Raw genomic sequence first — 25,751 nt, 5'->3', positions numbered from 1 at the left:
GCGCGTGGCGGCCCTGACGGTCCTCCTCCACGGGCTGGCCGTTGCCGCGGCGGCCTCGGTCGCCCTCGGCTTGCCGGAAATGTCGCCCGGCACCGACCCGGCGTTGGGTTGGCTCGGCGGCGGGCTGATCCTTCTGGCGGGCGGCGTCCTGGATCTGCACCGCCGGCTTGCCCGCCGGGAGCGTGACACCCTGCGCCGCCTGGACAGTCTTCAGAAGAGTGTGGACGCGCTGGCCGAACGGCTGGACCGGCGAATCGCGCCGGCCGAAACCGGCGACTCCGCCGCCGCTCACGAGGCCGTCCTTCAGGAGGTCAAGCTCCTGCACGCGCTGGTCGCCCGGCTCGGCGAATCCCGCTCGCCCGAGGCCCCCGAACCGCCGCGGCCACCCCACCCGTCCCCGGCGGCGTTCCAGGCCCCGCGTTCGCCGGACCTGCGGTCTCCGACCGTCGTCGCGGCCGCGCCGATGGACGACGCCGCCGTTCTGGAGGCGGTGCGCGATGCGCTGGCCGCCGACCGGATCGACGTCCACCTCCAGCCCATCGTCAGCCTGCCCCAGCGCAAGCACCGGTTTTTCGAAGTGTTCTCGCGCGTGCGCGCCGCCGACGGGTCGCTGATCCTGCCCGACCGTTATCTGGAGATCGCGGAGCGCGCGGGGTTGATGGCCACCATCGACAATCTCCTGCTGGTCCGCTGCATCCAGCTGATCCGCGAGACGGAGCGACGCCAGCACGCCATCGGCTTCTTCTGCAACATGTCCGCCGCCACGCTCAGCGACGCGGAATTCATGCGGCAGTTCCTCGATCTGTTGGCCATGAACCAGGCGCTGGTGCCCAAGCTGGTGTTCGAACTGAGCCAGCAGGAGTTGCGGGCGGGCGGGGCGGTGACGATGGGCATTCTGTCGCAGCTCGCCCGCATCGGCTTCCGCTTCTCCATGGACCGGGTGACCGACCCGGACATCGACGTGGACGCGCTGCTGCGCCACGAGATCCGCTACGTGAAGCTGGATTGCGCCCTGCTGCTCGACCCCGCCCTGTCGCCGCGCGTCGAGGCGCTGCGCCGCCGCCTGGAGGGAACGGGGATCGATCTCATCGCCGAGAAGATCGAGACGGAGACGCAGCTCGACGCGATCCTGCGCAGCGGCATCGATTTCGGCCAGGGCTATCTGTTCGGCGGGCCGCGACCCGCGCGCAAACCGCCATGAGATAATTTTGCCGTGAATTAATTATGCAAGAAAATTCGGCGTCCGGGCGGCGGATTCGGGCCGGAAATGCCCCCGGCGCCCTTGACAGAAAGCCCGCCCGCATTAGAAGTTTCGCCTCCCGGCATGCGCCGGGTGCGATGCAAACAGTCAAATGGTGACTTCGGTGACGTCCAACATCGCCATCACGCTGCCCGACGGCAGCGTGCGGGAGTTCGACCGGCCGGTGACGGGGCTTGAGATTGCCCAGTCCATCGGGCCGCGCCTTGCCAAGGATGCGCTTGCCGTCAAGCTCGACGGCGAGGTGAAGGACCTCACCACCACCGTCACCACCAACGCCAGGATCGAGATCGTCACGCGCAGTCATCCCGACGCGCTCGAGGTCATCCGTCACGACGCCGCCCACGTCCTCGCCGACGCCGTGCAGAAGCTCTATCCGGGCACGCAGGTGACCATCGGTCCGGCGATCGCCAACGGCTTCTATTACGACTTCGCGCGCGAGGAGCCCTTCACGCCCGACGATCTGCAGAAGATCGAGGCGAAGATGCGCGAGATCGTCGCCAAGGACGTTCCCATCGTGCGCGAGGTCTGGACCCGCGACGATGCGGTCGCCTACTTCAAGAAGCTCGGCGAGCATTACAAGGCCGAGCTGATCGAGGCGATCCCGGCGGACCAGGACATCAGCGTCTACCGCCAGGATGACTGGCTGGACCTGTGCCGCGGCCCGCACGCCCCGACGACGGGCAAGGTCGGCAACGGTTTCAAGCTGATGAAGGTGGCCGGCGCCTACTGGCGCGGCGACAGCCGGAACCCGATGCTCCAGCGCATCTACGGCACCGCCTGGCGCGACGAGAAGGAGCTGAAGGCCTACCTGCACCAGCTCGAGGAGGCCGAGAAGCGCGACCACCGCCGGCTGGGCAAGGAGCTGGACCTGTTCCACGTGCAGGAGGAGGCCGTCGGCTCGGTCTTCTGGCACCCGAAGGGCTGGACGCTGTTCCGCACGCTGGAGACCTACATCCGCACCAAGCTGAGCCAGGCGGACTACGTCGAGGTCAAGACGCCGCAGCTCATCGACAGCTCGCTGTTCAAGGCGTCGGGCCACTGGGACATGTATGGCGACAACATGTTCAAGGTCTCGGCGGACGACGGCGAGAAGATGCTCGGCATCAAGCCGATGAACTGTCCGGGCCATGTGCAGATCTTCAAGCACGGGCTGCGCTCCTACCGCGACCTGCCGATCCGCATGGCGGAGTTCGGGTCCTGCCACCGCAACGAGCCGTCGGGCGCGCTGCACGGCATCCTGCGCGTGCGCGCCTTCACCCAGGACGACGCCCACATCTTCTGCACGGAAGATCAGGTGGCGAGCGAGGCGGCGGAGTATTTCAAGCTGCAGCTCGGCGTCTACCGGGATCTGGGCTTCGACAAGATCGCGGTGAAGCTGGCGCTGCGTCCCGACGTGCGCACCGGCTCCAACGATCTGTGGGACCGGGCGGAGGGTGCGCTGCGCCAAGCGCTCGACGCCGCCGGGCTGGAGTATGAGGACCTGCCGGGCGAGGGCGCCTTCTACGGCCCGAAGGTGGAGTTCCACCTGACCGACGCCATCGGGCGCACCTGGCAGTGCGGCACGCTCCAGTACGATCCGAACCTTCCCGAGCGGTTGGACGCCTCCTACATCGGCGAGGATGGCGCCCGCCACCGCCCGGTGATGCTGCACCGGGCGATCCTGGGGTCGCTGGAACGCTTCATCGGCATGCTGATCGAGCATTACGCCGGCAGGTTCCCGATGTGGCTCGCCCCGGTCCAGGCGGTGGTCTGCACCATCACCAACGAGGCCGACGGTTATGGGCAGGAGGTCGTCAGCCTGCTGAAGCGCCGCGGCATCCGGGCCGAACTCGACACCCGGAACGAGAAGATCAACCTGAAGGTCCGCGAACACAGCCTTCAGAAGGTTCCCGTCCTGGTGGTGGTGGGCAAGCGCGAGGCGGAGGAACGGACGGTCGCGTTGCGTACCCTCGGTGGTAAGGATCAGGAAGTTCTTGCCCTCGACGCCGCTCTCAATAAACTGAATGAGGAGGCAAGGTCCCCCGCGGGCGCCGCTGCCTTCGACTCGCCGTTTTAACCGACCGCACCGTTTGGGCGGGCCTTCCTCCGGGAGGTCGCGCCCCGGTGGGTTGCCAGTCATGGAGAAGCGTCCATAGCCAGGATACCGTCCGAAGCCGCTCCGACCCGCGATGGACCGCGGGTGAACCGGGAGATCACGGCTCGCTCGATCCGTCTCGTCGGTGCCGACGGCGAGATGGTGGGCGTCGTTTCGCTGCGCGATGCGCTGCTGGCCGCTGAGGATGCGGGTCTCGACCTCGTCGAGATCGCCCCCCAGGCTGAGCCTCCTGTCTGCAAGATCCTCGACTATGGCAAGTACAAGTACGAGGCGCAGAAGAAGGCTGCCGAGGCGCGCAAGAAGCAGAAGATCATCGAGGTGAAGGAGATCAAACTCCGACCCAACATTGATGACAACGACTACGACGTGAAGATGCGCTCGGCCCGCCGCTTCCTTGAGGAAGGCGACAAGGTCAAGGTGACCATGCGCTTCCGCGGGCGCGAGATGGCGCATCAGGATCTTGGCATGAACGTGCTTGTCCGCGTGCGCGACGAGTTGGATGAACTGGCGAAGGTCGAGCAGATGCCCAAGCTTGAAGGCCGCCAGATGATCATGGTCCTCGCGCCGAGGTGACCCGTCGGCGCGAAGGCCCGCCGGCCTTCGGCAGAGCACACGCGTTCCCAAAAAAATGACCCGCCGGTTCCGGCGGGCTTTTTTTTGGGGGCGGCGGGCCGTTCCGACGCTCCGCAATTACGGGGTAGCGGCATTGTGAAAGCGGAGCGCCGCGCCGACGTGAGGCTCATCCCGCCTCCAACATCCGGCCTATGCCCCGACCTTCCCTGTTCCGCCGCGCCGTCCTGGCTTTGACGCTCGCGCTGCCGCTGCTGTCCGGCCTCTCCGCGCCGCCGCCCGCCCAGGCGATGGACCTGTTCGGGGACGAGTTCCGCACCGTCGACGATGTGCTGGCGTACAACCGCGGCCACGGCGTGCGCTTCCTCGACCGGCAGGGCCGCTTCATCGGCTCCATCGGCGAGACGTACGGCGACACGCTGACGCTGGAGAAGCTGCCGAAGCACCTGATCCAGGCGCTGATCGCCAAGGAGGACCGGCGCTATCTGGAGCATGACGGCATCGACTTCCAGGGTCTGGCCCGCGCGCTGGCCGTGGCGGTGACCTCCGGCCGCTTCAGCCAGGGCGGCAGCACGCTGACCCAGCAGACGATGAAGCTGATCTTCCTCAACCGCTACAACCGCTGGTCCCGCAAGGCGTACGAGCTGTACAGCGCCAGCGACTTCGAGGAACAGCTCGGCAAGAAGAACGTCCTGTACCTGTACCTCAACCGCGCCTATTTCGGCTTCGGCGCGTACGGGGTGGACGCCGCGGCCCGCGTCTTCTTCGGCAAGCCGGCGGGCAAGCTGTCGCTGAAGGAGTCGGCGATGCTCATCGGCGCGCTGCCCGCCCCCTCCCGCCTGAACCCCTTCGCCGACCTGGAGAAGGCGGAGGCCAAGGCCGCCCTGGTGCTCGACGCCATGGCCGACGCCGGCTTCATCACCGAACGCACGGCGGAGCAGACCAAGCGCCAGCGCCCGATGCTGGCCGCGGCCAACAAGGCGGCGGTGCTGTCCACCGGCCATTTCCGCGAGACGGCCAAGGCCCGCTTCGACCGCTTCGCCGCTGACCGCTACGGCGCCGACCTTCCGGGGCCGACCTTCACCGCGCGCACGACGCTCGACCGCGATCTTCAGGCCGCCGCCCTGCGCAGCGTGGAAACCACCCTGAAGCGCCACGCCAAGAGCCTGGGCGGTGCCGAGGTCGCCCTGGTCGCGCTGGACGGCGACGGCGCCATCCTGGCGATGATCGGCGGGCGCGACGCGGCGGCCCGGCGCGACCACTTCAACCGAGCGCTCCAGGCCCGCCGCCAGCCCGGCTCTGCCTTCAAGCTGTTCGTGTTCCTGGCGGCGCTGGAGCGCGGGCTGACCCCGGACTCCCGTGTCGACGGCTCGCGCATGGAATTCACGGACGGGCGGGCCATCCGCAATTTCGACAACCGCTACCCGTCGTCGCTGACGCTGGCCGACGCCTTCGCTCATTCCACCAACACGGCCTCGGCCCGGCTGACCCGCGGCCATGCGGAGGAGATCGCCGCCGCCGCCCGCCGTCTCGGCGTCGAGTCGCCGCTGGAGCCGGATCTCGGCCTCGCGCTGGGGGTCAGCGAGGTGTCGCTTCTGGAGATCACCCAGGCCTACGCGGTGGTCGCCAACGGCGGCAGCACGGTCACCGGCCATCTGTTCCAGCGCATCGGCGATCCCGCCGGGCGGACGATCTACAGCTACACCCCGCCGAAAGCGGACCGGGTGATCGACCCGCAGACCGCCGCCACCCTGAAAGCGATGCTGGGCGAGGTGATGCGGGACGGCACCGGCAAGACGGCGCGCCTGCCGGCGGCGCTCGCCAAGCGGGGGGCGGGCGGCAAGACCGGCACCACCAACGATTACCGGGACGCTTGGTTCATCGGCTTCGCCGACGGCGTGGCGGGGCGCGGGCTGACGGTGGGTGTGTGGGTCGGCAACGACGGCAACACGCCGATGAAAGGGGTGACCGGCGGCTCCGTCCCGGCGGAAATCTGGCGCCGCTTCATGGTCGAGGCGGCCCGGGTGAAGGGTTAGCGGCCCTTCGCCCCGGCGAGCAGGGACGCCCCGACGAAGCCCAGCGCCCGCCCGTTCCGCCCGACCTCGTACCAGGACCCGAAGGCGGCCATCACGGTGACCGTTTCGCCCCGCTCCAGAACGTCCGCCACCTTGGCGTCGCAGAATGGGGCGACGCGCAGGTTGGCGGCGGCCCGGACGCGCACCCGCGTCCCCACGGCGATGGCCGGGCGGCGGGTGTCGGCGCTGCGCTCCTCGGTGATGCGGCCGGGCAGGGCGCAGCCGCGATCCTCCTTCGAGGCTCTGGCGTAGCCGCCCTTGAACCGGTTCGCCGACGGGCTTTCCGTGACCGTCGTGGGGGCCGGGCCGGAGGGTTTGCGGGCCGGCAAGGGGGCGGCAAGAGTATCGGTGGCGGCCGGCGCCGGGGGCTCCACCCTGGGAGCGGCAGCGGCGAGCGGTTCCGCTGCCGACGCCGACGCGGGTGCCGTCAGCACCGGCAAGGGAAGCAGCGGCGCCAGAGCCTGCGGCGTCGCCTTCCCCGCCGCTCCCAGCGGTGTCAGCCGGGGCAGCACGGCGGTTGGGGGTTGGCGCGGCGTGAAGGTCGCTTCGGCCTCGCCCGCCCGCGCCGAAGGGCCGCCGAGCAGCGCCAGCAGGGCGAGGAGGGGAAGGGCGATCCGGCGCATCCGCCGCCTCAATCCACGACGATGCGGGCGATGAGCGCGGGCAGGGTCTGGCAGCGGAACAGCCCGTCCAGGGTCTGCTGCTCGGTCAGGCGCAGCGACAGGGCGCAGCCGTAGGCGTTCACCATCAGGGTGGTCTGCGCCAGCGTGCCGACGGCGGCGGAGGGCTTGGCGATGCTGTAGCCGGGGGCGCCCAGACGTCCCGCGAGCGCGCCGTTGACCGGATTGAACGAATCGATCTCCAGCGTCAGCGGACCCAGATTGCTCAGCACCGTTTCGGAATGCGGGTCCTCCTTCGTCGCGTAGAGCTGCACCGGCACCGCCTTGCGGCGGGCGATCCAGTCCTTCAGCGCCAAATTCCCCAGCACCGGGTCACGGCTCTGCAGCGCCGCCTCCAGGGCGATCTGGCGAAGCGACGGGTCGTTGCCGCCCAGCGCCGCTTCGTAGGCGGCGATCCGTGCCGGGCGGTCGGCGCCCTGTATCCGGGCACGCAGGTCGGCGATCCGCGCCGCGCGGGCGTCCTCCTGCCGCCGTTCGGCGGCGGCGCGCTCCTCCTCCGCCTTGGTCGCGGCGGCCTGCCGGGTGAGCAGATCCTCCTCGCGGCGGCGGCGGGCGTCCTCCTCGGCGCCGCGGGCCTCGGCGTCGCGGGCGATCTGGTCGCGCAGGCGGTTGGCCTCGGCGGAACCGACCAGCACCGGGCGGCCGGGAAGCTCCTCCAGCGGTTGGCCGATGCCTTCCAGCACCTCGGGGTTGCGCAACTCGATGCGCGCGCTCCAGCCGTTGGGGCCGAGCGTGGCCAGCGCCGTGGCGGCCAGCGTCTTCTCCAGCCCGGCCTCGGCGACGGGGCGGATGAAGGTGACGGCGCCGTCCCGGCTTTCCACCATGTAGGTCGGCTTGGCGAGCCGCAGCTTGGCCCCGATTCGGACGGCGGTGCGTGATTCGGTGGATTTCGCGGCGGGCTTGCCGTCGGGCGCCGGGGCGGGAATCGGGTCCGCCGTCACCTCCTCGACGGTCCAGAGGGGCGGAACGAGGCGCGACACCTCGGCGCGGATGCGGTCGATGGGCAGGTCGGACGCGCGGGCCGGCAGGACGGGCGCCAGCCCGGCCATCAGCGTCACCGCGATCCCCCACGCCGCCGGTCGCACCATCGCTCGTTCTCCACCGGAAGTGACCACTACAGCTTGTGCCGGTTCGTCCAGGCACTGGTACAGCGAAGCCGCCCGGGAAGGGAAGCGGCTTTTGCCCGGGCCGGGGAGTTGCCGTGGTTGGAACGGTGAACCCGGGGCCGGGATCGCGACCCCCGGTCGAAATTGGCTTTGTGCCCACACGCTGCTTGCAATATCATCATACAAGTGAATGTATATTCGCCGGAAACGCGAGCGCCTTTCCGCAACGGCAGGGGACCAAGGGCAACGATATGGCGGGCAGACAGGGGAACAAGGAAGGGCCGGTCCTGGTCTGTCGCAATGTCAAGGTTTCGGGCCGACGCACCAGTCTTCGGATGGAGCCCTACATTTGGGAATCCTTGAAGGAAATCTGCGAGCGTGAGGGGCTGACTCTGAATGACATCTGCACCCAGATCGATCAACGGCGCGGAGAGGCGAATTTGACCGCCTCCATCCGCGTCTTCATCGTCAGCTATTTTCGCAATGCCATCGGAAGCCGCGGCTTCTCCGAAGATGGGCCGTCCAGCATTCTGCGCAAGGCCATGGACGACGCCATCCCGCCCTTCGACTGAACCGCGGGACGGGACGCCTTCCGTCCTACCAGCGCAGACTGGGCAGGCCGTAGGTCGGCTGGTGGCCGGACGCGGCGGCGGCCACGGCCAGCTTGCCCGGATCGACGGCCTCGCCCCAGGCACCGCCCAGCTCCTCCCGATGAATGCCGAAGGTGACCAGCGCCACGTCGATCCCGGCGGCGTTGGCCCCGGCGACATCGGTGCGCAGGCTGTCACCCACCGCCAGGATGCGCCGCTTGTCCTTGATGCCCATCAGCGACAGGCAGCGGTCATAGACCGGGGCGTGCGGCTTGCCGTGCCAGAACACGTCGCCCCCCATCGCCTCGTAGCGCTGGGCCAGCGTGCCGGCGCAGATGACCATCTGCTCGCCGACCATCACGATCAGGTCGGGGTTGGCGCAGACCATCGGCAGGTCGCGGCGGCGGCAGGCCTCCAGCGCCGGCTCGTAGACCGACAGCGACTCCCCGAAGTCGACGATGCCGGTGTTCACGACGAAATCGGCCTCGTCCGGCGACGCCACGAGCGTGTAGTCCAAACCTTCATACACGTCCATGTCGCGGTCGGGGCCGATGTGGTACAGCCGCCGCCCCAGCGCGGCGTGCCACGGGTCGTCGCGGTCGCGCAGCGCGTCGTAGGCGGCCTCGCCCGAAGTCATGACATGGTGGTAGCGCTCGCGCCCGATGCCCATGCCGTCGAGCTTGGCGATGACGCCGCCGGTGCGGCGCGGCGCGTTGGACAGCAGGCAGATCACCTTGCCCGCCGCGCGCAGCCGGTCCAGGCACTCCGGCACGCCGGGATAGGGCCGCTCGCCGTCGTGCAGGACGCCCCACAGGTCGAGGATGACCCCGTCGTAACGGTCGATGACGGAGGCGATTCCGGAAAGCTGGACGATGTCGGTCATGATGTCCGGTGGTGTGACGGGCGGGAAGGGGCGGCGGCTCAGCGGCCTTTTGCGGCGCGTTTGGGCTCGGCGAGAAGCTCCGCGTAGACGGCCAGCGTGTCGGCGCACATGCGCTGCTTGGTGTAGCGCTCGGCAACGAAGGCGCGGGCGCGGGCGCCGATGGCGTCGCGCTGCTCCGTCGTCAGGGACAGCGCCTCGTCCAGCGCCTTGGCCAGCGCGTCGGGATCGGCGGGCGGCACCACCCAGGCGGTCTCGCCGGGAATCACGGTTTCCTGATAGGCGCCGATGGCGGAGACGATCACCGGGCGGCCCATGGCCTGCGCCTCGACGATCACCCGTCCGAAGGCTTCCGGCTCCTGCGAGGCGGAGACGACGACGGTGGACAGCCGGTAGGCGGCGGCCATGTCGTTGCAGTGGTCGGTCATCGTGACGACGCCCTCCAACCCGGCGCGGCGCACCTGCTCCTCCAGCTCCTGGCGGTAGCCGGTGCGGCCCTGGTCGGACCCGACGAGCAGCGCGCAGACGTCCTTCCGCCCCAGCTTGGCCAGCGCGTCGATCAGCACCGTCTGGCCCTTCCAGCGGGTCAGGCGGCCGGGCAGCAGGATCACCGGTTTGTCGTCGGGCAGGCGCCATTTCTGGGCGAGCTGGATCATCCGGGCGGAGTTGACCCGTTCCGGCGCGAAGGACAGCGGGTCGATGCCGCGGTGGATGGTGCGGATGACCGCCGGATCGACCGCGTAGTTCTCCAGGATGTGGCGGCGGATGAAGCCGGAGATGGCGATGATCCGCTCGCCCCGCGCCATCACCGAATTGTACCAGCGCTTCAGCCCGTTCTTGTAATTGTACGGGGCGTGGAAGGTGGTCATGTAGCGCGCGCCGGTCGCCTGACAGGCCAGCCAGGCGCTCCAGGCCGGGGCGCGGGAGCGGGCGTGCACGATGTCCACGCCGTTCTCCCGGATGATCGCCTCCAGCTTGCGCGCGTTGCGGCGGATGACCAGCGGGTTCTTCGAGGCCAGCGGCAGGGTGATGTGGCGGATGCCGGCGCGGTCCAGTTCCGCCGCCATCGGCCCGCCTTCGGACGCCACCAGCGGCAGGGCTCCGGCCTGGGCCAGCGCCAGCGCCACGTCGATGCAGCCGCGCTCGGCCCCGCCGGTGACCAGCGCCGGAAGCACCTGGAGAACGACGGGCCGGCGACCGGCGGCCGCGAAGGCGCCCTTCGTGAAGGCGTCGGCCGGGTTGCGCGGGTCCTCGCCGGTGCTAAGCTGGGATTCGACGTCCATAGTCACAAATTCCTAAAGTCCTGGCTCACAGAGGTGTCCGATCATGACCGAACCCGCAGCCGGCCCCGTCCCGTCGCCGGGCGGCGCGCACCATAGCCTGAAGCGCGGCGCCGCGACCATAGCCTATCGTCACACCCCGGGCCGCGACCCGGAAGGGCTGGCCCCAGGCGTGATGTTCCTCGGCGGCTTCATGTCGGACATGACCGGCAGCAAGGCGCTGGCGTTGGAGGCCTGGGCGGTCGGCGAGGGGCTGTCCTTCACCCGTTTCGACTATCAGGGGCACGGCGCCTCCAGCGGACGGTTCGACGAGGGCACCATCGGGCTGTGGGCCGACGACGCGCTGGCCGTCCTGGACCGCGTGACGGTGGGGCCGCAGATCCTCGTCGGCTCCTCCATGGGCGGCTGGATGATGCTGCTGACCGCGCTGCGCCGTCCGGAGCGGGTGGCCGGGCTGGTCGGCATCGCCGCCGCCCCGGACTTCACCGAGGATCTGATGTGGGACCTCTTCGACGAGCCCGTGCGTCGCGAGATCCTGGAGACGGGTCGTTGGCTGCGCCCCTCCGACTACGGGCCGGAGCCGCAGCCGATCACCCGTGCCCTGATCGAGGACGGGCGCAACCACCTGCTGCTGCGCCAGCCCATTGCCTTCGACAAGCCGGTGCGCCTGCTGCACGGCATGGCCGACCCGGATGTGCCCTGGCAGGTCAGCCTGACCCTGGCCGATCGCCTTCGCAGTTCGGATGTGCGGGTGACGCTGGTGAAGGACGGCGACCACCGCCTGTCGCGCGACCAGGACATAGACCTGCTGTGCCGCACGGTGGGCGATCTGGTCCGCGGCCTCGGCTGAGGGACGGGGGCTTCGATCCGCCCCGCGGATCATCCCGAAGGCGGCGCAAGATTTTTCCCAAAAAGTGATATCAGGGGCTTGCGCGCCGCCTTCGGGCTGGATATAAACGCGGCCTCTGCGGAGGGGTGGCCGAGTGGTTGAAGGCGCACGCCTGGAAAGTGTGTATACCTCAAAAGGGTATCGAGGGTTCGAATCCCTCTCCCTCCGCCAGATTTTCTCAGCAAGCCGCTGAGTGGAGCCGGTGTCGCTTTCGCCTTTAGGTGAGAATTGCGGCTTATAAGTGAGAGCGCGGCGCGCTTAAATGAGACGAAACCGCGCTCTCAGGAATAAATTTCCCAAAGCTTTCCAATGGTTTCATGTGGTGGCTGAGCGCTCATGAGGCGTTGCGCGGCATCCACCCGGTAATTCGTCGCTTCAATCCCGCAACTCGGATCTCTCTCGCCTAAAGGCATCGCCATCGGGGTGGAGTCCTTCGGGACCGAATCACGCGGTGGTGTGTGGCGTGAAGCATGTGGCGACTGTCCGGACGTCTCCGCGACAACCGTGCCGCCGATCCTGATCATGGGTCTTCCGGTCCAACGTTCGGGAGCCCTGAGGATGCTGCCAGCCGCCGATGACCTCTGGCCGGGGCGGCCGCCCCTTATGGAGGGCGAGTCCTTCTCTTCCTGGTTTGCACGCGTCGCCGCCGCCAACGGGTTGCGCCCGGCCGAACTCTACCGGATCGTCCAGCCCGGCGGTGGCCTCAGTCCGCGGGACCTCGACCGCCATGGCGACATCCACCTGCTGGGCGCCATGGCTGACAAGACCGGTGTCTCCAGGGAGGAGCTGGAGCAATCCACCTTCCACCGCTGGGCCGGATGGGCGTTTGAGCGGGACGACGGCTTGGTCAAGCTGGACTGGCTTCCCCCGGCTGGGCGGGAGAAGGCAAAGCGGTGCTTCGGTCAGCAGGTATGCCCGTCATGCTTGGCAGAGGATACGATCCCTCACCTGCGGCTGGGTTGGCGCCTGTCCTTTCTGACCGTCTGCCCGGTGCACGGGCGCCTTCTGCTTGACCGCTGCCCTGCCTGCAATGAGCCGTTCAGCATTCTGCGCCAAGAACGCCGGGAAGGTCTTTGCTGCTGGTCCTGTGGCGTCGACGTGCGCCGCTTCACGGGGGATCATCCGCCTGTCGATCCGATTCCAGTGCAGCAGGACCTGCTGGACATGTTGAATGAGGGATGGCGGACGCTGGGCAGCTACGGACCCGTCTATTCGTTCGCGGCGCTGGAGATACTGGCGCTGATCGCCCGCAGGGTCGCCGGCGGCAAGCATGCGTACGGGCTGAGGGAATGGATCAGCCTGCACGAGCCCCGGCTGTCCCTGCCGCCCGAAACCATGCCACGGGTTCACGACTGGGCGTTGCTGACCCCGAGGGCCCGGTGCGTGCTGGTCGCCATGGCGCATCACCTACTCGGCGACTGGCCTAACCGCTTCATAGCTGCGGCGCGGTCCGTCGGGATGGCGAGCACCTATGTGTACAATCCGTCCAATGAGGATGTGCCCTTCGCCTACGCCCATGCCGTCGAGTGGTACCTGAAGGAGCCTCACAAGTTCGGAGCCCGCTACGAGGTCGCCTCCGCCAAGTCCATTCTGGAACGGCATGGCATCAAGCCGACCTATCGGAACTTGAAAGAGCTGGTCGGCACCAAGCTCGCCGCCATGAGCGAAATAGCGGAGCCGGTCGGACAGGCCACCCCCTGGGGGCAGGGGCGGTACTGGAAGCTCGACGGTATCTCGGCCGAGGTGAAGGAGGCCGCACGTCTCGCGGCCCACCGATCAGGCGAAAATGTCGCGGCTTGGCTAGATAGGGTATTGCGGAAGGAGTTGAAGCTACCAGATATGCGGCTATCCTAGCTTTGCGGGAAAAGTTGCGCATCGGGTCTTCCACTGGTTGCAGCTGTGGGGTCGTTCCATGCCGGTCCGCAAAATTGGGCTCTGTTATCGAAGCGTCGGCGGCCGGGTTCCCATAGGAGCCGGCCGGGCGGCCGTCGCGGTCGAATCGACGCTGGAGCGGGACTTCGCCCTTTTGCAGCGGTTCGACCCGGACGTTGCTGGCATTGAAGAGCAGCCGGTGCGCATCGAATACCGGGACGGCCAGGGAACCAAGCGCCGCTACGTTCCGGATTTCCTGGTGACCTACCGGGACCGTGGCCGGCCGACACGGCTGGTCGAGGTCAAGTACTCCACCGATCAGCACCTGCTGGCCGGTTCTCTGGAAGAGCGATTCACCGCGGCCCGGGCTTACGCCACCGAGCGCGGTTGGGTCTTCGCGCTGGTGACGGAGAAGGAGATCCGCACACCACGGCTGGAGAATGCTACCTTCCTGCTGCCTTTCCGTGACCGGCCGCCTGATCCGGTATTCCGCAGCCGGATGCTCGAAGTGACGGCCCGGAAACCGGTCACCGTGCAGGAACTGGCCGATTTCGTCGCCGGTGATACGGGTGACCGCGCGAGGGTGCTGCCCAGCCTGTGGGCCTTGGTTGCACGACTCGAGATCACGGCGGACCTCGACCAGCCAATCACCATGCAGACCGTGCTTCGGCCTCCAAAGAGAGGAAGCGCATGACGAGACGGTTCAGCTATAGCCCCGGCGCGGCGGTGGGGTACCGGGGCTGCTCCTGCACCATCTTGGAGGCGGTCACGGCCTCGTCGGTTCTGATTGAGGATGTTGAGACGAAGGAGACGCAGGTGGTGCCGGTTTCCGAGCTGTCGCATCCAGACGGCGGGGAGAAAGCGGAACCGAAGCGGCTCCTGGACAGTCTTCCCGATGACGATCTGGCCGAGGCGAAGCGGCGCTTTGGCATCATCAAGCCGCTGGTTCGCTGCGAGCGCCGCAGCCACGAGGACGTGAAGCGGGTTGCCGAGCAGCATGGGATTGGGCTCTCGACCCTCTACCGCTGGATCAAGACCTATGAGGGCCGGCGGCTCATGTCCGACCTCGCGCCGCGGCGCAAGGGCCGGCCCATGCCCAAGCGTCTGGACCCTGTCGTCGAGGTGGTCATCGAGAGCGTCATCAAGGACCGCTACCTGTCCAAGCAGAAGGTCACCGGCGAGGATGTCATCCTGGAAGTGCACCGCCGCTGCCGGGCTGCCAAGCTGTCAAAACCGGCCAGCAGCACGATCCGTGACCGCCTCCGGGCGATCGACCCCAAGGAGAAAGTGCTGAAGCGCGAGGGCCGGAAGGCGGCGCATGACAAGTTCGGCCGGGTCAAAGGTGAGTTCCCTGGCGCCGACTCGCCACTCGCTGTGGTGCAGATCGACCACACGCTGCTCGACATCATCGTGTTGGATGAGGAGATGCGCCTGCCGATCGGCCGCCCTTGGCTGACGCTGGCCATCGACGTCTTCAGTCGCATGGTAGTCGGCTATCATCTGTCGCTGGACCATCCCAGTGCCTTTGCCGTAGGGCTGTGCCTCTGCCATGGCATGCTGCATAAGGCGGCGGAACTGGAGCGGCTCGGTATCAAGGGCGAGTGGCCGGTCTGGGGCAAGCCGCGCATGATCCACTCCGACAACGGCAAGGATTTCCGCAGTTATCTGATCCAGGACACGCTGGACCAGCACGATGTCCGTTACGAGTTCCGCCCGCCTAAGACCCCGCACTACGGCGGACACATCGAGCGGCTGTGCGGCTCGTTAGGCAAGAAAATCCACGCGCTACCCGGTGCCACCTTCTCCAACCCCAAGCAACGGGGCGAGTACAAGTCGGAAGCCAAAGCGAAGATGACGTTGGAGGAGCTGCGGGCGTGGCTCCTGAACCATATCGTCGGCGTTTATCACAACAAGGTCCATGACGGGACCGGCTTCCCTCCGCTGGCGCGGTGGAACGAGGGCATCGTCGGCAGTGACCGCATGCGCGGTCGCGGTCTGCCCGAACCGATCCAGGACCCGCGCCGTCTCCGCCTGGACTTTCTGCCCTTCATTGAGCGCACGGTGCAGCCCGAGGGCATCGTCTGGGACAAGATCTGGTACCGGGACCCGCTGCTCTCCCAGTGGGTTCGGGCCGACGAAGGGCGCTGCCGTCGAAAGTTCAAAGTTCGGCGCGACCCGACCGACATCTCGAAGCTCTACTTCCTCGACCCAAGCCTGGGCGACTACGTGGAGATCCCATACCGGGACTATGGCCGCCCCTCGATCTCACTGTGGGATTACCGGGCGGTCGAGGCCTACTTGCGGCGCCAGGGCAAAGCGGCGGAAAACGAGGCCGCCATCTTCGAGGCATATGAAGAGATGCACCGCATCACCACCGAGGCGGCGCAGCAAACCAGGCGCGTGCGCAGGGAGCAGGCCAAACGGGAAGAGTTGCGCAAGCATCGCGCCGCTCTGACGCTGGACCCACCGCCGCCGGAATCGGCGGCGTCGAAGACGCCTCCATCAAAAGTGCCCCGTCAGCGCGAGGGGCATCTGGAGCTTGTGGTCGACAACGCGCAACGAATGCCGGGCAAACCTTTGACGTCTGCAACGGACTTCGACTTCGACGACAGTGAGATCAGGACGGGCGTGGAGGAATGGTGATGCATCTTGATCCATTTGCAGGGGGCGGTTCGCCGGAGCCGGGAATGTCTGCCGATGACATCGCTACCCGTATTCGTCGGATCAGGAGTCCCCGTTACGTTGAATACGACACTGGAACAGCCGTGCTCGACCGATTGGCTTGGCTGTACAACCACCCCAGCGTGCCAAGACCGCCTTGCAGCTTGATTTACGGAGATACGAACAATGGCAAGACAGCGCTCGCCTACAAGTTCGTGCGGGATCACGGCCCGCTCGAAGACAGCCCGGAGTACGGCAAGCGCCCGGTGGTCTACCTCCAATCTCCTCCGTTCGCCGACGTAAGCGGCTTCTACGACGCCATTCTGCGCGCCCTGAAAGCGCCATTCCGTTCAACAGGCCGGGCCCAAAGCAAGTGGGACCAGCTTCTGATTCTTCTCGGTGCGGTGGGGACGCGGGTGGTGATCGTGGATGAGGTCAACAACCTGCTTGTCGGCAAGATCGACCAACGCTCCATGGTGCTGAACAGCCTCAAGAGCCTGAGCAACGAACTGAAGATATCCGTCGTTGCTCTGGGAACTCAAGATGCCGTGCGCATCTTCCAGACCGACCAGCAGCTCGGAAACCGGTTTGAGCCCATGGGGATTCCCCGCTGGGCGGTGTCCAAGGAGTATGCCGTGTTCGCTGGGCGCTTTGTTCAGGGGCTGCAGCTCAAGCAGGAAAGCAATTTCCGCTCCAAGGACTTGGTCGGCCGGATTCACCGCATGGCCGAGGGGTTGACGGGTGAAACCTGCAAGCTGCTCGCTCTGGCGGCCGAGATGGCGGTGCAAAGCGGCCGGGAGGTCATCGACATGGAAACGCTGGACCAGGTGCCCTGGGTGATGCCGAGCGAGAGAAGGAAGGCAGCGCGGTAAACTCATTACCTGGGGCAGTCAAGAGTTTATTTGCCAGTCGGAAGAGGAGAACGCGTTATCATGACGCGATAATCTGGTCGCTGTTATGGATATGGATCGTAATCCGGCGATGGGCGCCATCCTGGAAGGTGACTTCGATTTCCTTGTGATGGGTTAGGCTGCCGATAGCTTCGCGTTAGATATTGGTAATCGATGGTGAGAGATTGCAGGTGGAGGCGAACAGTTTACCGAGGGACATGCCTCGGCATCGGAGTAGATTGGCCCGGGAAGCTGCTCCATGAGCATCGCGACGCTCGCAGCCAGTAACTCTTCACTTGGCTGGCAGCCGGTGAGGGGGCAGGCGACGGCGAAGTTTCCGCCGACGAGAGCCTGGAATGCTCTGTTCGCCGGCAGCGACGGCGGCGAGCACTGGGCGACCATCAGCGTCGCTGATGGAAACGGCGTTATGCCGCGTGCGGCACAACGGTCGCACTCAGGCGATAGCGCAGCGGAACTGCTATCCCAACACCACACAAAAGGGCAAAAAAGGGCAAAATTCGGCCAAGGAATGGTGCGGAAACCACACCGTTACCCGAGGATAGCTTCTTTTGGACACTCTCAATCCCGATCAGCGTCGCTTTGCGATGAGCCGCGTCCGAAGCCGGGACACCGCTCCCGAATTGGCGTTGCGTCGGAGCCTGCATGCGGCGGGATTCCGCTTTCGCCTGCATCGAAAGGGGTTGCCCGGGCGTCCCGATTTGGTCTTTCCGAAGTACCGCGCCGTCATCTTCGTGCACGGCTGCTTTTGGCACGGTCACGACTGCCCGCGCGGCCGGCCGCCGGCCACACGCACCGAGTTCTGGGGGGCGAAGATCGCCCGCAACCAGGCTCGGGACACCGCGACCGAACAGGTGCTCCTCGACGCCGGTTGGCGGGTGCTGACCGTTTGGGAGTGCGGCGTCTCCGGTCCCGCACGGCGGGAACAGGCCGCGCTCGTCGCGTTGTGCGCCGCCTTTTTGCGGGGGGAGCGGCCTACCGCGGAGGTGAGCGGCGATTGGCTGCACGTTCCTGCGCGGAAGTCGCGGAAATGACGCGTCGGCGGTTGTGGTCCATTCTCCGGCCGCCGAACGCCGGTGAGGGCGGCTCTTTCAGCGCGGCGCCCGTGACCGCTCCGCACCGTTGCCGACGTGCGCGAGGTCACGGCCCGCTTTAGCGCAGAAAGACGGACTCGCGGTGATAATCCAGATACACGGCCTGTCCGGCTGAGAATGGCCCGACGCTCCCGGCCAACGCCGCGGTCAGCCCGAGGCGTTGGACGTCGGGCGGAGCCAGAAGCGGGGAAACCAGGATGCGCCCGTCATCTTGGAAGCCGATGAGTCCACGGTCGAAAAGCCGGTCGATGTGCGGCGCCAGCATCAGGCCGTTGTTTCCGTCAAGGCGCTCCGTTCCCGTCGTGCAGGAGCGCCAAGGCTTTATGTGGCTCGCGGTGAGCAGGTCGGGATTTGTGATGCCAGTGATGCGGCACGCCTTCTCCACGGCCGACACGTTGTCGCGGAATTGGCCTTGCCCCCGCCGTGCCCTGACCTGCTCCAGCCTTTCGGTCTCCGCGATCGAAAGGTCCCGGTTGATGGCCCGCTCCGCTTCTTCGTCCAAGACCTCCACCATTTGTTCGAACGGCCGGGTCCCGTCGGTCCGCAGTTCCTCCAGCGCGAGACCGGCGCGACGGAGGACTGTCTCCACGACGGCGCGCTCCACCTGCGCCAAATAGGCTTTTTGGTTGCCAGCACCGGTGACGGCGTTGAAGGGCGAATGCTTGAGCGGTAGCAGCGGTGCCAACAGGTCCGCAAAGTCTCTTGGTCGGACCGGTCTCGGGAGCGGAGTCCACCTCACTGGCAGCCACCACCCGTCCTGCGCCCAGTACGCTCCGGTTGCGCCGAAATGCCCTGGCTTCGGTGCGGTGACGCAACGCGCCTCCACCACGCCGATATGCCGGATCCATGTGGCCGCGAAAGACAGTACCACATCGCCCGGATCGGCGAGCCGCATGTTCTCGTAGAACTGACTGCGTGCGCCGCCGTTTTCCCGTTTCGGGGACCACAGGTAACCGCCGCCGATTTCCTGACGGACCGTCTGCTTGTGGTTCACCCACCAATATCGAGGCATGCTCCGCTCCTGAACGTTGAACCAGCTTTCCTGTGGCCGACCGTGGCCGTCAGCTGCCCAGCTTCACGTGATCCATGCCGATCCGCGACAGGTGCTGTCCGGCGAGCTGCAGAAAGCGACTGGCGTTCTGGGGACGGAGTTGGCCGATGACAGCGAAATTCTCAGCAGTCAGTGCCGGCTGTCGGGCTCCATTCAGCTGGACCCGCGACGCGGAGAACGTTGAATTGCCGTCTGCGTCGATCGTCAGAGCGCTGCTCTCGGGCAGGAAGAAGAATTCCCAAATGACCTGTTTGACACCCGACGACTCGATGCAGAACGCCTTTTCCTGGTCGGCGGTCCTCACGAAGATATGGCGGCCATGAGTGGCGTTCTTCAATGCGTCGCCCACTTTGCTCATTTCATGTAGACGCAAGGCAAGCATCGGCATCGTCGGGAAGAGGCTATGAAGCCAGGTCTGATCCTCGTGCGCCTTCCTGGCCACCATGTCGCAAGACGGTGAGGCGCAAATCCAGAACTCATCCGTGCCAGCTCTATGGAACACGGTCCCCGTCGTGACGTGCCGCCGAGGCCGGGGCTCGTTGGAGAGGTAATAGTTCAGGGCAAATCCCACCTTTTCCTTCGCGGGCTTTACCGGCGGCGCGCCCAGTTGAATGGCGGCCTCCCACATCCGGTTGGGAGTGGGAGGCTCGGTCCAACCGATCTCTTGCAGCTTTTCACGAAAAACCGATGTGGCCATCGTCCGCAGCGCTTCACTATCACCGATGCGCCGTCTCAGCGTGTCCACCAGCTTATCGATGATGGTTTCCACCGAAGCCCAGACCCGGCGCTCATCCGGCGGCACCTCGTTGCCGAGGCCTTCGAGCATGAAATAAGACAGGCCCGTGCGGATGAGCGGGTCCTTCAGGTTAAGCTCATCCGTGGCGAGCGCCTGCAACTCCAGCAGATTCTGGATCTCCGAGCCGATCACTTGGATCAGGCTGGGCTTCCAGTCCAGCAGGGCCGCGTCCAGCGTGGCCAACAGGCCGTCGGGGTCACTTTCGTCGTTTATGTCCTCCTTCGCCTTCTGAGCCACGGCAACAAAACAGTTGCCCGCCTGAACCCAGCAGAGCCCCCCGTCCTTGTCATACCGGCCCGCCACTTCTTTTCTGGGAGCGGCGTAATCAGTCTTGAGCGCTCGTCGCATGAAACGGTGGATTAAGGCGTCGGTGAAAAGTGTGATTGCCGGTCTGGGAACGTCGCGGTCCTGAAGCTCTTTGCGGAACTGTTCGGCGTCGGCGTGTTCCTTCCACCCCTCTTGTCCGTGAGTGATGTAGGCCCGGACCAGACTGATCGGAGGATCACTCAATTGGTCGCCGATTTCATCCCACAGCTCCGTCAGCTCCCTGCTGTTGGACGCCTGTGCGAAGATAGCCGCTTCATCATCTTCCCATCCTTGGCGCAGGCGACCGGCGAGTTCAAGCCAGACCTCAGCCAGGTCGTGGTGTCGTGTGTAGACGATGATCGTATTGAAGTGTGCAGACTCGCTGAGTCGCAGGACGACGTCGACCGCTTTTGCTCCGTCTTCCGATCCTGGAATTAGATGATAATCAAGGATGATGAGGTCGCTTTTCTTAAAGCGCTCAACTCCGAGGTCAATATTGGCGATATCATTCTCGACATCGCAGATCATTCTGCGCTTATGAAAAGACTCGTAGAGCCGGAGAGCCTTTCTCTCTTCCGAAAAATGCTTCCGGTCCTCACTAAGAACGTCCTTGTATGTAGGAAACTGGTCGTCGATAAGGAGGACGCTTTTCAGGGCCTTACTATGGAAGGAGCCCAGGACAGCTGACTGGTACGCACTAAGCTGTGGCATTCGAAAGACCCTTGAACTCGATAATGAAATTGGCCCCCGGAAGGACATGAGGGTCTTCCTCACGGGCATAGCGTATTTGGTGACCCGCCACGGCGAGGTTGGCCCGGGCAAGATAGAGTCCGATACCGCGGCCCGAACGCTTCTTGGTGAAGAAAAGCTCGAACAGCCGGTGCATGTCGTCCGGGTCGATGCCCGGGCCGCTGTCGGCCACCACCACCAAACCGTCCACCAGGTCCAACGTTATCCGTCGGTCGATCGCCTGAGACGCCCAATACACCGCGTTGTTCACGAGGTTGATGAACACTGGATATATTCTTGATGGAATGTCTGAAATCGTCAAGCCACGGAACGCGTTGGTGACGGTCAGAGCGATCCGGTTGCTAGAGACAGACTTGGCAAAAAACTCTTCAAGGTAGTCGGCGATCTGGCGACCGGTGATCGTCTCCCGCGCTCGGTAGCCCGCGACCTTGAGGGGGGACAGGAAGCGCAGCCGCTCTGTCAGGGCATGGTGGGCCTCGTAGGCGAGCTTGAAGGCGGTGGACCGGCGGGTTTCGTCGGGAAGACGGGCGAGATTGCGGCGGACCTCCGCATCCAGCGTCTCCAATTCGTGCCCGATGATCTCGACGGTGACGCCGACCTGAGCCACCGCGTTCAGGTCGTTGACCTTGTCCTCCAAAGCCTGCCGGTCGTCGTCCACGACGGCCAACGCGCTGTCCAGATCGATGCCCTCGGCCAACTGCTGGAGCGACTTGACCAACGGCTCATAGGTCGAGGTGAACTCCTCCTCGAGGTCTGCACGGTGCTTGTCCAATAGGTTCAGCATCCGGACCAGCGAGAGGCCTTCAATGTCCTCCTCCAACAACGGCCGGCAGAGCTTGTAATACTTCGCCCGGTCCTCCGCGGCCCGCCGGCGCCAGATTCCTCGGAGCGCTTCGATTTGCTGATCCGCCTCCTTCATGTAGGCGTCCACTCGGCTGGCCAGCGTGGCTTGGTGGCTGCTGAAGGACCGCGTCAGCACTTCCTTGGGGTCGGTCGGACCGAGCTTGGCCTGAGCGTCGGCTAAGAGCTTCGACACTCGGTCCAGCTCCGCCACGAACGCCTTGTACCGGTCTCGGTACTCTCGGTAGCGTTCCTCGACGTCCCCGAGCTTTCCGCTGGCACCCGGGGGCTTCAGTGCCACCCGTTCCTGAACGATGTCTTGAAGGCGCGCCGCCGCGAGGGCGACCTGCTCCCGGTCGCCGAGTTCGGCGGCCCGCTCAAGGTCGTGTGCAAGCCCCTCGGCTTCCGACAGCCGGCTGTCCAACGCTCCGCGCTGTTTGCGCAGGAAACTTTTTAAGCCGACCTTCCGCTTGGTTCTGGCTTTTTCCGCCGCGGCCCGGGCTGCTGCGTTCCGAGCCATCAGCTCCGGCAGGATCTCATTGCGCAGGTCGGCGTCCGTCCCGAAGTACTTGAAGGCGAACTCGATGAGCAGCCCGGACACGAGCGCCTTCATTTCTCGGAACGCGCGATTGTCCACCAAACCCTCGCGACCGGCTTTATCGCGCAGGTTAGGGTTCTGTTCCCTGGTAATAGCGACTCGACCGAAACTTCTCCTATGGGCCCAATAATATCGGCCGGCATGTTTGCCACGGCGGCCTTCCAGCTCGAAGACGTCTGAGTCGGGCCGGCCATAGGGCATGACCCGCAGTCCGTCGCGGTAGAAGGTGATGCCCGCGTGCTCTTCCTGTTGCTGCTTGATGATCTCAAGCTGATTCGCTGTGTGCGTCGAGCGAACGGCCTCCTGCTCCGCTGCCGCAATGCAGAATCGGAATGGTCCCAGACGGTCTCGACCGGACTTCGGAGGAGGACGCTTCGGAACGAAGGTTCTTTCCCCAAGATCCCGCCCGAAAACCTTTACGCGACCGCGAAAAACCCCGTCCTCATCGAATTCACCGTCAACCACATGCTCAAGTGCCCAGAGGTCGTCAAACCCAAAGACGTCGGTGTTGCCGACGATCCGGCGCGATCTGCTTCCCGTGTAAAGCAGCACCTCGTAACTGAAGTCGGACTCAGTCGGGCTGTATGGATCGGTAAATCCGCTCAAGGTCCGCCGCCATCGTTCCCGAACCGTATCGACTTCGTCGTTCTGAACGTTGGGTCGGGTCCACTGAGCGAGTTCGTAATGGACGCCCAACAGGAAGAAGCCGGTCCCGTGCTCTGCTAGGCCCGCGAAAACGGGCCATTCATTAAGGTGCCGCTCCCCGACCGGTAGTTCCGCCCAGGCCCGTTCGATCGTGCTCCTGGTGGTGGGCGAACCCTGCGCCAGCTCGAAGCCGTCAAATCTGTGCCACGCCGCCTTAAGCCGACGCCCACGCTCGTCGTCCGAACCGCCGAGGTTGGATCGAATGAGGTCTATCATCCCCGGCAGCCGGTCCATCAAGTCGGACGGCTCCTCGAACTCCTCGACGGGAATGCGGATGTCGTCCAGGTTCAGGTAAGGGTTCTCAAACAGGCGCCAGTCGACGAGAACGGCCGCGAATGGCGCTCCGGCCTTTTTGGAGAGAACCAGCGCCGCGGGCGCGAGATAGGCTGCGGACAGACGGCCGATGCCTTTCTCGCCCTGCCGCTCGCGAGGCTTCAAGCCGAAGGTCTCAACAGGAACCGGCGAATCGGAGAACTTCGACTCGGTGCCGAGCACCAGCCAGCGTTCGGTGAAGTCGTCGGCGGTCATGCCGCAGCCGTCGTCGACCACAGCCGCGACCTCCGGTGTGCCGTCGAAAATATAGAGGCCCACGTACCTAGCGTAGGCGTCGTAGGCGTTTTTCCAGAGCTCGCTGACCGCCGTGGGGGCGTCGGCGATCTGCCCGCGGCCGAGGTGGTCGACCGTGCGGGCGCGGGTCTGGAACGCGGCCTGCCGCATCACGCAGCCTCCGCTGGCGCGTCTTCGCCGCACTCGGCGGCGGCCAGAACGAACGGCCGTAGCAGCGCCCGGCCCATTTCCACCGGAACGGCGTTGCCGATCTGGGCGCCGCAAGACATCAAACCGCCCTGGAAAACGAACCAGTCCGGGAACGCTTGGAACCGGGCCGCTTGGCGGAGCGTGATGCCGTGGTGCTCGAATGGGTGTACGAAGCGTCCCTTGGACGGGTTGATGCAGGCCGTGGTCATTGTCGGGCCGGGTACCGACGTTTTAATCCGCCCATACACGTCGTTGTGGCCGTCGTGACCTTCGTGGCAAGGCAGCTTGCAGTTCGACTGATGACGGGTTCCACCGTCAAGCGGGGTGCTCTCAAACCGGCTAACCATTTTCGGGCTGTGGTTCATGTGGCGATTGTTCGCATCCAACTCCGGAAATGGTGTAGAAAACACCTCATCCGCGACCCGCCAAATCGGCAAGCTGCGACGCTCCCCATCAGCATCACCGGGAGCTCGGTGACTCTTCTCTGGAGGCCAATTGACATCAAGAAGAGGCATGCGGGTGTCTCGCCCTAGTAGAAAAACCCTTTTCCGGTTCTGCGGCACCCCGTAGTCGCGGGCGTTCAGTCGCGAGGGTTGCTCCACGGCGTAGCCGATATTTTTTGCCTTCTCGTAGAAAGCCTTCAAATATTTTTCGTGCCTGGGCCAGAGCAGGCCGGGCACATTCTCAACCAAGAAAAACTTGGGCCTGAGTGCAGCTACAAATTCAAAGTAGCGCAGCAGCAGCCTATTTCGGGGATCATCAACACCGACGCCTTTAAGTCGGTGTGTCGAGAAACCTTGGCAGGGCGGACCGCCGATGAGGATGTCGCACGCTCCGGGAACAAGGCCCGCTTCGTCCATCAGACGTTCAGGGGTGACCTCCAAGATGTCCTCTTCGAACAGCTTAGGACCGTCCACGATCGTGTCTACTAGATTCGCCCGGTATGTTTTGCACGCATCTTTGTCTTTTTCCACTGCGGCGACAACCCGCAATCCAGCTAGCAAAGCACCAAGCGAAAATCCGCCAGCGCCAGCGAACAGGTCTACGGCAACTAAGTCGGAACGAGGACGTAGTGCCAAAGGGTGTCGGGGATTGGAAGGCGGAGTGTCGCTCATTTTCCAAAAACAACCATGGTGTAATGCGCTCTCCTACCCGTGCTAAGCTCAGCGGCGGACGATTTTACTGGGATTGACGTCGCCGGTCTACAACCACTTATTGGTTAATGAATCGGATATTCCCATTTTTGGGATATGACATTGAGCCCGTGTTCATGCCGCACTAACCGGTCACCGCTGTCCGCGCTCAAGATGGTCATAATGCGGATCTTTGATCGCCTCCGATTGCTGCACTCGGACAGCGGGCGTCAGGACCAGCGGGTGAATGGGATCCTGCGCGCTGTCGCAACGCGGGCAGGTTCTGCTGGCGACATCAATGAGGATCTCCTCGCTCGGCAGGTTGTCGCGGTTCAACCGACGCCATGGCGCCGAAAGGTGTCAGTGCCGGTTGGATACTGCTTCATCCGCAAACTTAATGTATAGGGGCGGCTGAGCAGCGCCGTTCAATCGGCCTTGAGAACGCTGTGGCGCAGCAGGTCGAAGCCGCCGCCGCTGTTCATCGTACGCTTGGCCGTGTTTAGCTTACTGATCTGTCCCTCCGCTTCACGGCAGCGACAAGGTCGCCCGCACTGCGGCAAATCGTGTCATGCCTTTGGCAAAGCTCACCAGGGCCGTGCTGGCCACCTCCTCTAGCCAGCCGTCCAACTTGTCAACCCGTTAGACGTGGGCCATCGCCCGGAAGGCCCGCGCCGGCTCGACGGTCCTCGCCAACTTGGGAGAGCGTGCGACCAGGGCGGCGACGAAGGGCTGTTCGACAGCGTCGCCACTGACCACCACCAGCCACACAGTCCGCCGCCGAGAGGGCGTCCACCACGCGATCGGTTCTCTGGAGGCCTTGCCGGGAGTGGCCTGTCGCGAGAGGCGCGCCCACTA

At 65.3% G+C, this 25,751-nt stretch carries 20 protein-coding genes and 1 tRNA gene; 12 read left to right on the top strand and 9 right to left on the bottom strand.

The genetic code is table 11. From position 1 onward, the window contains the following. Positions 1-4: 4 nt before the first annotated feature. The 4 genes from AC1DVI_RS05960 (at position 5) to AC1DVI_RS05945 (ending at position 5,962) form a co-directional block, all read left to right on the top strand. Positions 5-1,201 carry an EAL domain-containing protein gene (locus tag AC1DVI_RS05960; RefSeq protein WP_476957141.1) on the top strand — a complete coding sequence of 399 codons (1,197 nt, stop codon included), beginning with the start codon at positions 5-7 and terminating at the stop codon, positions 1,199-1,201. Between the two features lie 151 nt (positions 1,202-1,352). Beyond that, positions 1,353-3,317 (top strand): threonine--tRNA ligase, encoded by a 1,965-nt coding sequence (gene thrS / locus AC1DVI_RS05955; protein ID WP_476957140.1) that lies wholly within the window; start codon positions 1,353-1,355, stop codon positions 3,315-3,317. Between the two features lie 84 nt (positions 3,318-3,401). Further along, positions 3,402-3,929, top strand: coding sequence for a translation initiation factor IF-3 (infC, locus tag AC1DVI_RS05950; protein WP_476957162.1), 528 nt, complete (start codon positions 3,402-3,404; stop codon positions 3,927-3,929). A 191-nt stretch (positions 3,930-4,120) separates the two neighbouring features. Continuing rightward, entirely contained in the window at positions 4,121-5,962 is a 1,842-nt protein-coding gene (locus tag AC1DVI_RS05945; protein ID WP_476957139.1) for a transglycosylase domain-containing protein, read from the top strand. Here AC1DVI_RS05945 and AC1DVI_RS05940 read toward each other — a convergent pair. Both AC1DVI_RS05940 and AC1DVI_RS05935 read right to left on the bottom strand, forming a co-directional pair. Next, positions 5,959-6,624 carry an SH3 domain-containing protein gene (locus tag AC1DVI_RS05940; RefSeq protein ID WP_476957138.1) on the bottom strand — a complete coding sequence of 222 codons (666 nt, stop codon included), beginning with the start codon at positions 6,622-6,624 and terminating at the stop codon, positions 5,959-5,961. The two genes, AC1DVI_RS05945 and AC1DVI_RS05940, sit on opposite strands and share 4 nt — an antisense overlap. Positions 6,625-6,632: 8 nt before the next feature. Continuing rightward, complete coding sequence (locus AC1DVI_RS05935) at positions 6,633-7,769, bottom strand: hypothetical protein (RefSeq protein WP_476957137.1); 1,137 nt, start codon at positions 7,767-7,769, stop codon at positions 6,633-6,635. A 269-nt stretch (positions 7,770-8,038) separates the two neighbouring features. Between AC1DVI_RS05935 and AC1DVI_RS05930 the strand changes: the two genes are divergently transcribed. Continuing rightward, a complete protein-coding gene (locus AC1DVI_RS05930) occupies positions 8,039-8,359 on the top strand; it encodes a ribbon-helix-helix domain-containing protein (RefSeq protein WP_149162954.1) in 321 nt (106 codons plus the stop codon). 25 nt (positions 8,360-8,384) lie between these two features. Here AC1DVI_RS05930 and AC1DVI_RS05925 read toward each other — a convergent pair whose 3' ends face one another. Together AC1DVI_RS05925 and AC1DVI_RS05920 are read right to left on the bottom strand one after the other, a co-directional pair. Further along, positions 8,385-9,260, bottom strand: coding sequence for a TIGR01459 family HAD-type hydrolase (locus AC1DVI_RS05925; protein ID WP_476957136.1), 876 nt, complete (start codon positions 9,258-9,260; stop codon positions 8,385-8,387). Between the two features lie 38 nt (positions 9,261-9,298). Next, positions 9,299-10,540: a glycosyltransferase family 4 protein gene (locus tag AC1DVI_RS05920; RefSeq protein WP_476957135.1), complete on the bottom strand. Its 1,242-nt coding sequence runs from the start codon at positions 10,538-10,540 to the stop codon at positions 9,299-9,301. A 43-nt stretch (positions 10,541-10,583) separates the two neighbouring features. Here AC1DVI_RS05920 and AC1DVI_RS05915 point away from each other — a divergent pair, with 43 nt between their 5' ends. The 7 genes from AC1DVI_RS05915 (at position 10,584) to AC1DVI_RS05885 (ending at position 17,901) form a co-directional block, all read left to right on the top strand. Continuing rightward, positions 10,584-11,387, top strand: a complete 804-nt coding sequence (locus AC1DVI_RS05915; protein ID WP_476957134.1) for an alpha/beta hydrolase — start codon at positions 10,584-10,586, stop codon at positions 11,385-11,387. Between the two features lie 119 nt (positions 11,388-11,506). Beyond that, a tRNA-Ser gene (locus AC1DVI_RS05910) sits at positions 11,507-11,597 on the top strand. Positions 11,598-11,984: 387 nt separating this feature from the next. After that, positions 11,985-13,280, top strand: a complete 1,296-nt coding sequence (locus tag AC1DVI_RS05905; protein WP_476957133.1) for a TniQ family protein — start codon at positions 11,985-11,987, stop codon at positions 13,278-13,280. Between the two features lie 58 nt (positions 13,281-13,338). Further along, positions 13,339-13,992, top strand: coding sequence for a TnsA endonuclease N-terminal domain-containing protein (locus AC1DVI_RS05900; protein ID WP_476957132.1), 654 nt, complete (start codon positions 13,339-13,341; stop codon positions 13,990-13,992). Beyond that, positions 13,989-15,941 carry a Mu transposase C-terminal domain-containing protein gene (locus AC1DVI_RS05895; RefSeq protein WP_476957131.1) on the top strand — a complete coding sequence of 651 codons (1,953 nt, stop codon included), beginning with the start codon at positions 13,989-13,991 and terminating at the stop codon, positions 15,939-15,941. The genes AC1DVI_RS05900 and AC1DVI_RS05895 overlap by 4 nt, the downstream gene beginning before the upstream one ends. After that, positions 15,935-16,831, top strand: coding sequence for a TniB family NTP-binding protein (locus AC1DVI_RS05890; RefSeq protein WP_476957130.1), 897 nt, complete (start codon positions 15,935-15,937; stop codon positions 16,829-16,831). The genes AC1DVI_RS05895 and AC1DVI_RS05890 overlap by 7 nt, the downstream gene beginning before the upstream one ends. A gap of 587 nt (positions 16,832-17,418) precedes the next feature. Continuing rightward, entirely contained in the window at positions 17,419-17,901 is a 483-nt protein-coding gene (locus AC1DVI_RS05885) for a very short patch repair endonuclease (protein ID WP_476957129.1), read from the top strand. Positions 17,902-18,019: 118 nt separating this feature from the next. On the opposite strand, the gene AC1DVI_RS05880 is transcribed toward AC1DVI_RS05885, so the two are convergent. The 5 genes from AC1DVI_RS05880 to AC1DVI_RS05860 form a co-directional block, all read right to left on the bottom strand. Next, on the bottom strand, positions 18,020-18,955 hold the full coding sequence (locus AC1DVI_RS05880; RefSeq protein WP_476957128.1) for an HNH endonuclease: 936 nt from the start codon (positions 18,953-18,955) through the stop codon (positions 18,020-18,022). Positions 18,956-19,022: 67 nt separating this feature from the next. Further along, positions 19,023-20,825 (bottom strand): response regulator receiver domain, encoded by a 1,803-nt coding sequence (locus AC1DVI_RS05875; RefSeq protein ID WP_476957127.1) that lies wholly within the window; start codon positions 20,823-20,825, stop codon positions 19,023-19,025. Next, the gene (locus AC1DVI_RS05870; protein WP_476957126.1) at positions 20,812-23,724 is read right to left on the bottom strand and encodes an ATP-binding protein; all 2,913 of its coding nucleotides are present in this window, start codon (positions 23,722-23,724) and stop codon (positions 20,812-20,814) included. The genes AC1DVI_RS05875 and AC1DVI_RS05870 overlap by 14 nt, the downstream gene beginning before the upstream one ends. Beyond that, positions 23,724-24,878 (bottom strand): DNA cytosine methyltransferase, encoded by a 1,155-nt coding sequence (locus AC1DVI_RS05865; protein ID WP_476957125.1) that lies wholly within the window; start codon positions 24,876-24,878, stop codon positions 23,724-23,726. Before AC1DVI_RS05865 ends, AC1DVI_RS05870 begins: the two co-directional genes overlap by 1 nt. Positions 24,879-25,049: 171 nt before the next feature. Beyond that, on the bottom strand, positions 25,050-25,232 hold the full coding sequence (locus AC1DVI_RS05860) for a hypothetical protein (protein WP_476957124.1): 183 nt from the start codon (positions 25,230-25,232) through the stop codon (positions 25,050-25,052). Positions 25,233-25,751 lie beyond the last annotated feature (519 nt).

The organism is Azospirillum sp. P4_B5, from assembly GCF_056402275.1.
Note: the sequence above shows the minus strand (reverse complement) of the source record. Positions and strands in the feature narration are given on the sequence as shown.

Coding starts and splice junctions, on each gene's coding strand:
- thrS (WP_476957140.1), top strand. CDS start 1,353: ATGGTGACTTCGGTGACGTCCAACATCGCCATCACGCTGCCCGACGGC.
- AC1DVI_RS05945 (WP_476957139.1), top strand. CDS start 4,121: ATGCCCCGACCTTCCCTGTTCCGCCGCGCCGTCCTGGCTTTGACGCTC.
- AC1DVI_RS05940 (WP_476957138.1), bottom strand. CDS start 6,624: ATGCGCCGGATCGCCCTTCCCCTCCTCGCCCTGCTGGCGCTGCTCGGC.
- AC1DVI_RS05935 (WP_476957137.1), bottom strand. CDS start 7,769: ATGGTGCGACCGGCGGCGTGGGGGATCGCGGTGACGCTGATGGCCGGG.
- AC1DVI_RS05930 (WP_149162954.1), top strand. CDS start 8,039: ATGGCGGGCAGACAGGGGAACAAGGAAGGGCCGGTCCTGGTCTGTCGC.
- AC1DVI_RS05925 (WP_476957136.1), bottom strand. CDS start 9,260: ATGACCGACATCGTCCAGCTTTCCGGAATCGCCTCCGTCATCGACCGT.
- AC1DVI_RS05920 (WP_476957135.1), bottom strand. CDS start 10,540: ATGGACGTCGAATCCCAGCTTAGCACCGGCGAGGACCCGCGCAACCCG.
- AC1DVI_RS05915 (WP_476957134.1), top strand. CDS start 10,584: ATGACCGAACCCGCAGCCGGCCCCGTCCCGTCGCCGGGCGGCGCGCAC.
- AC1DVI_RS05905 (WP_476957133.1), top strand. CDS start 11,985: ATGCTGCCAGCCGCCGATGACCTCTGGCCGGGGCGGCCGCCCCTTATG.
- AC1DVI_RS05900 (WP_476957132.1), top strand. CDS start 13,339: ATGCCGGTCCGCAAAATTGGGCTCTGTTATCGAAGCGTCGGCGGCCGG.
- AC1DVI_RS05895 (WP_476957131.1), top strand. CDS start 13,989: ATGACGAGACGGTTCAGCTATAGCCCCGGCGCGGCGGTGGGGTACCGG.
- AC1DVI_RS05890 (WP_476957130.1), top strand. CDS start 15,935: ATGGTGATGCATCTTGATCCATTTGCAGGGGGCGGTTCGCCGGAGCCG.
- AC1DVI_RS05875 (WP_476957127.1), bottom strand. CDS start 20,825: ATGCCACAGCTTAGTGCGTACCAGTCAGCTGTCCTGGGCTCCTTCCAT.
- AC1DVI_RS05870 (WP_476957126.1), bottom strand. CDS start 23,724: ATGCGGCAGGCCGCGTTCCAGACCCGCGCCCGCACGGTCGACCACCTC.
- AC1DVI_RS05865 (WP_476957125.1), bottom strand. CDS start 24,878: ATGAGCGACACTCCGCCTTCCAATCCCCGACACCCTTTGGCACTACGT.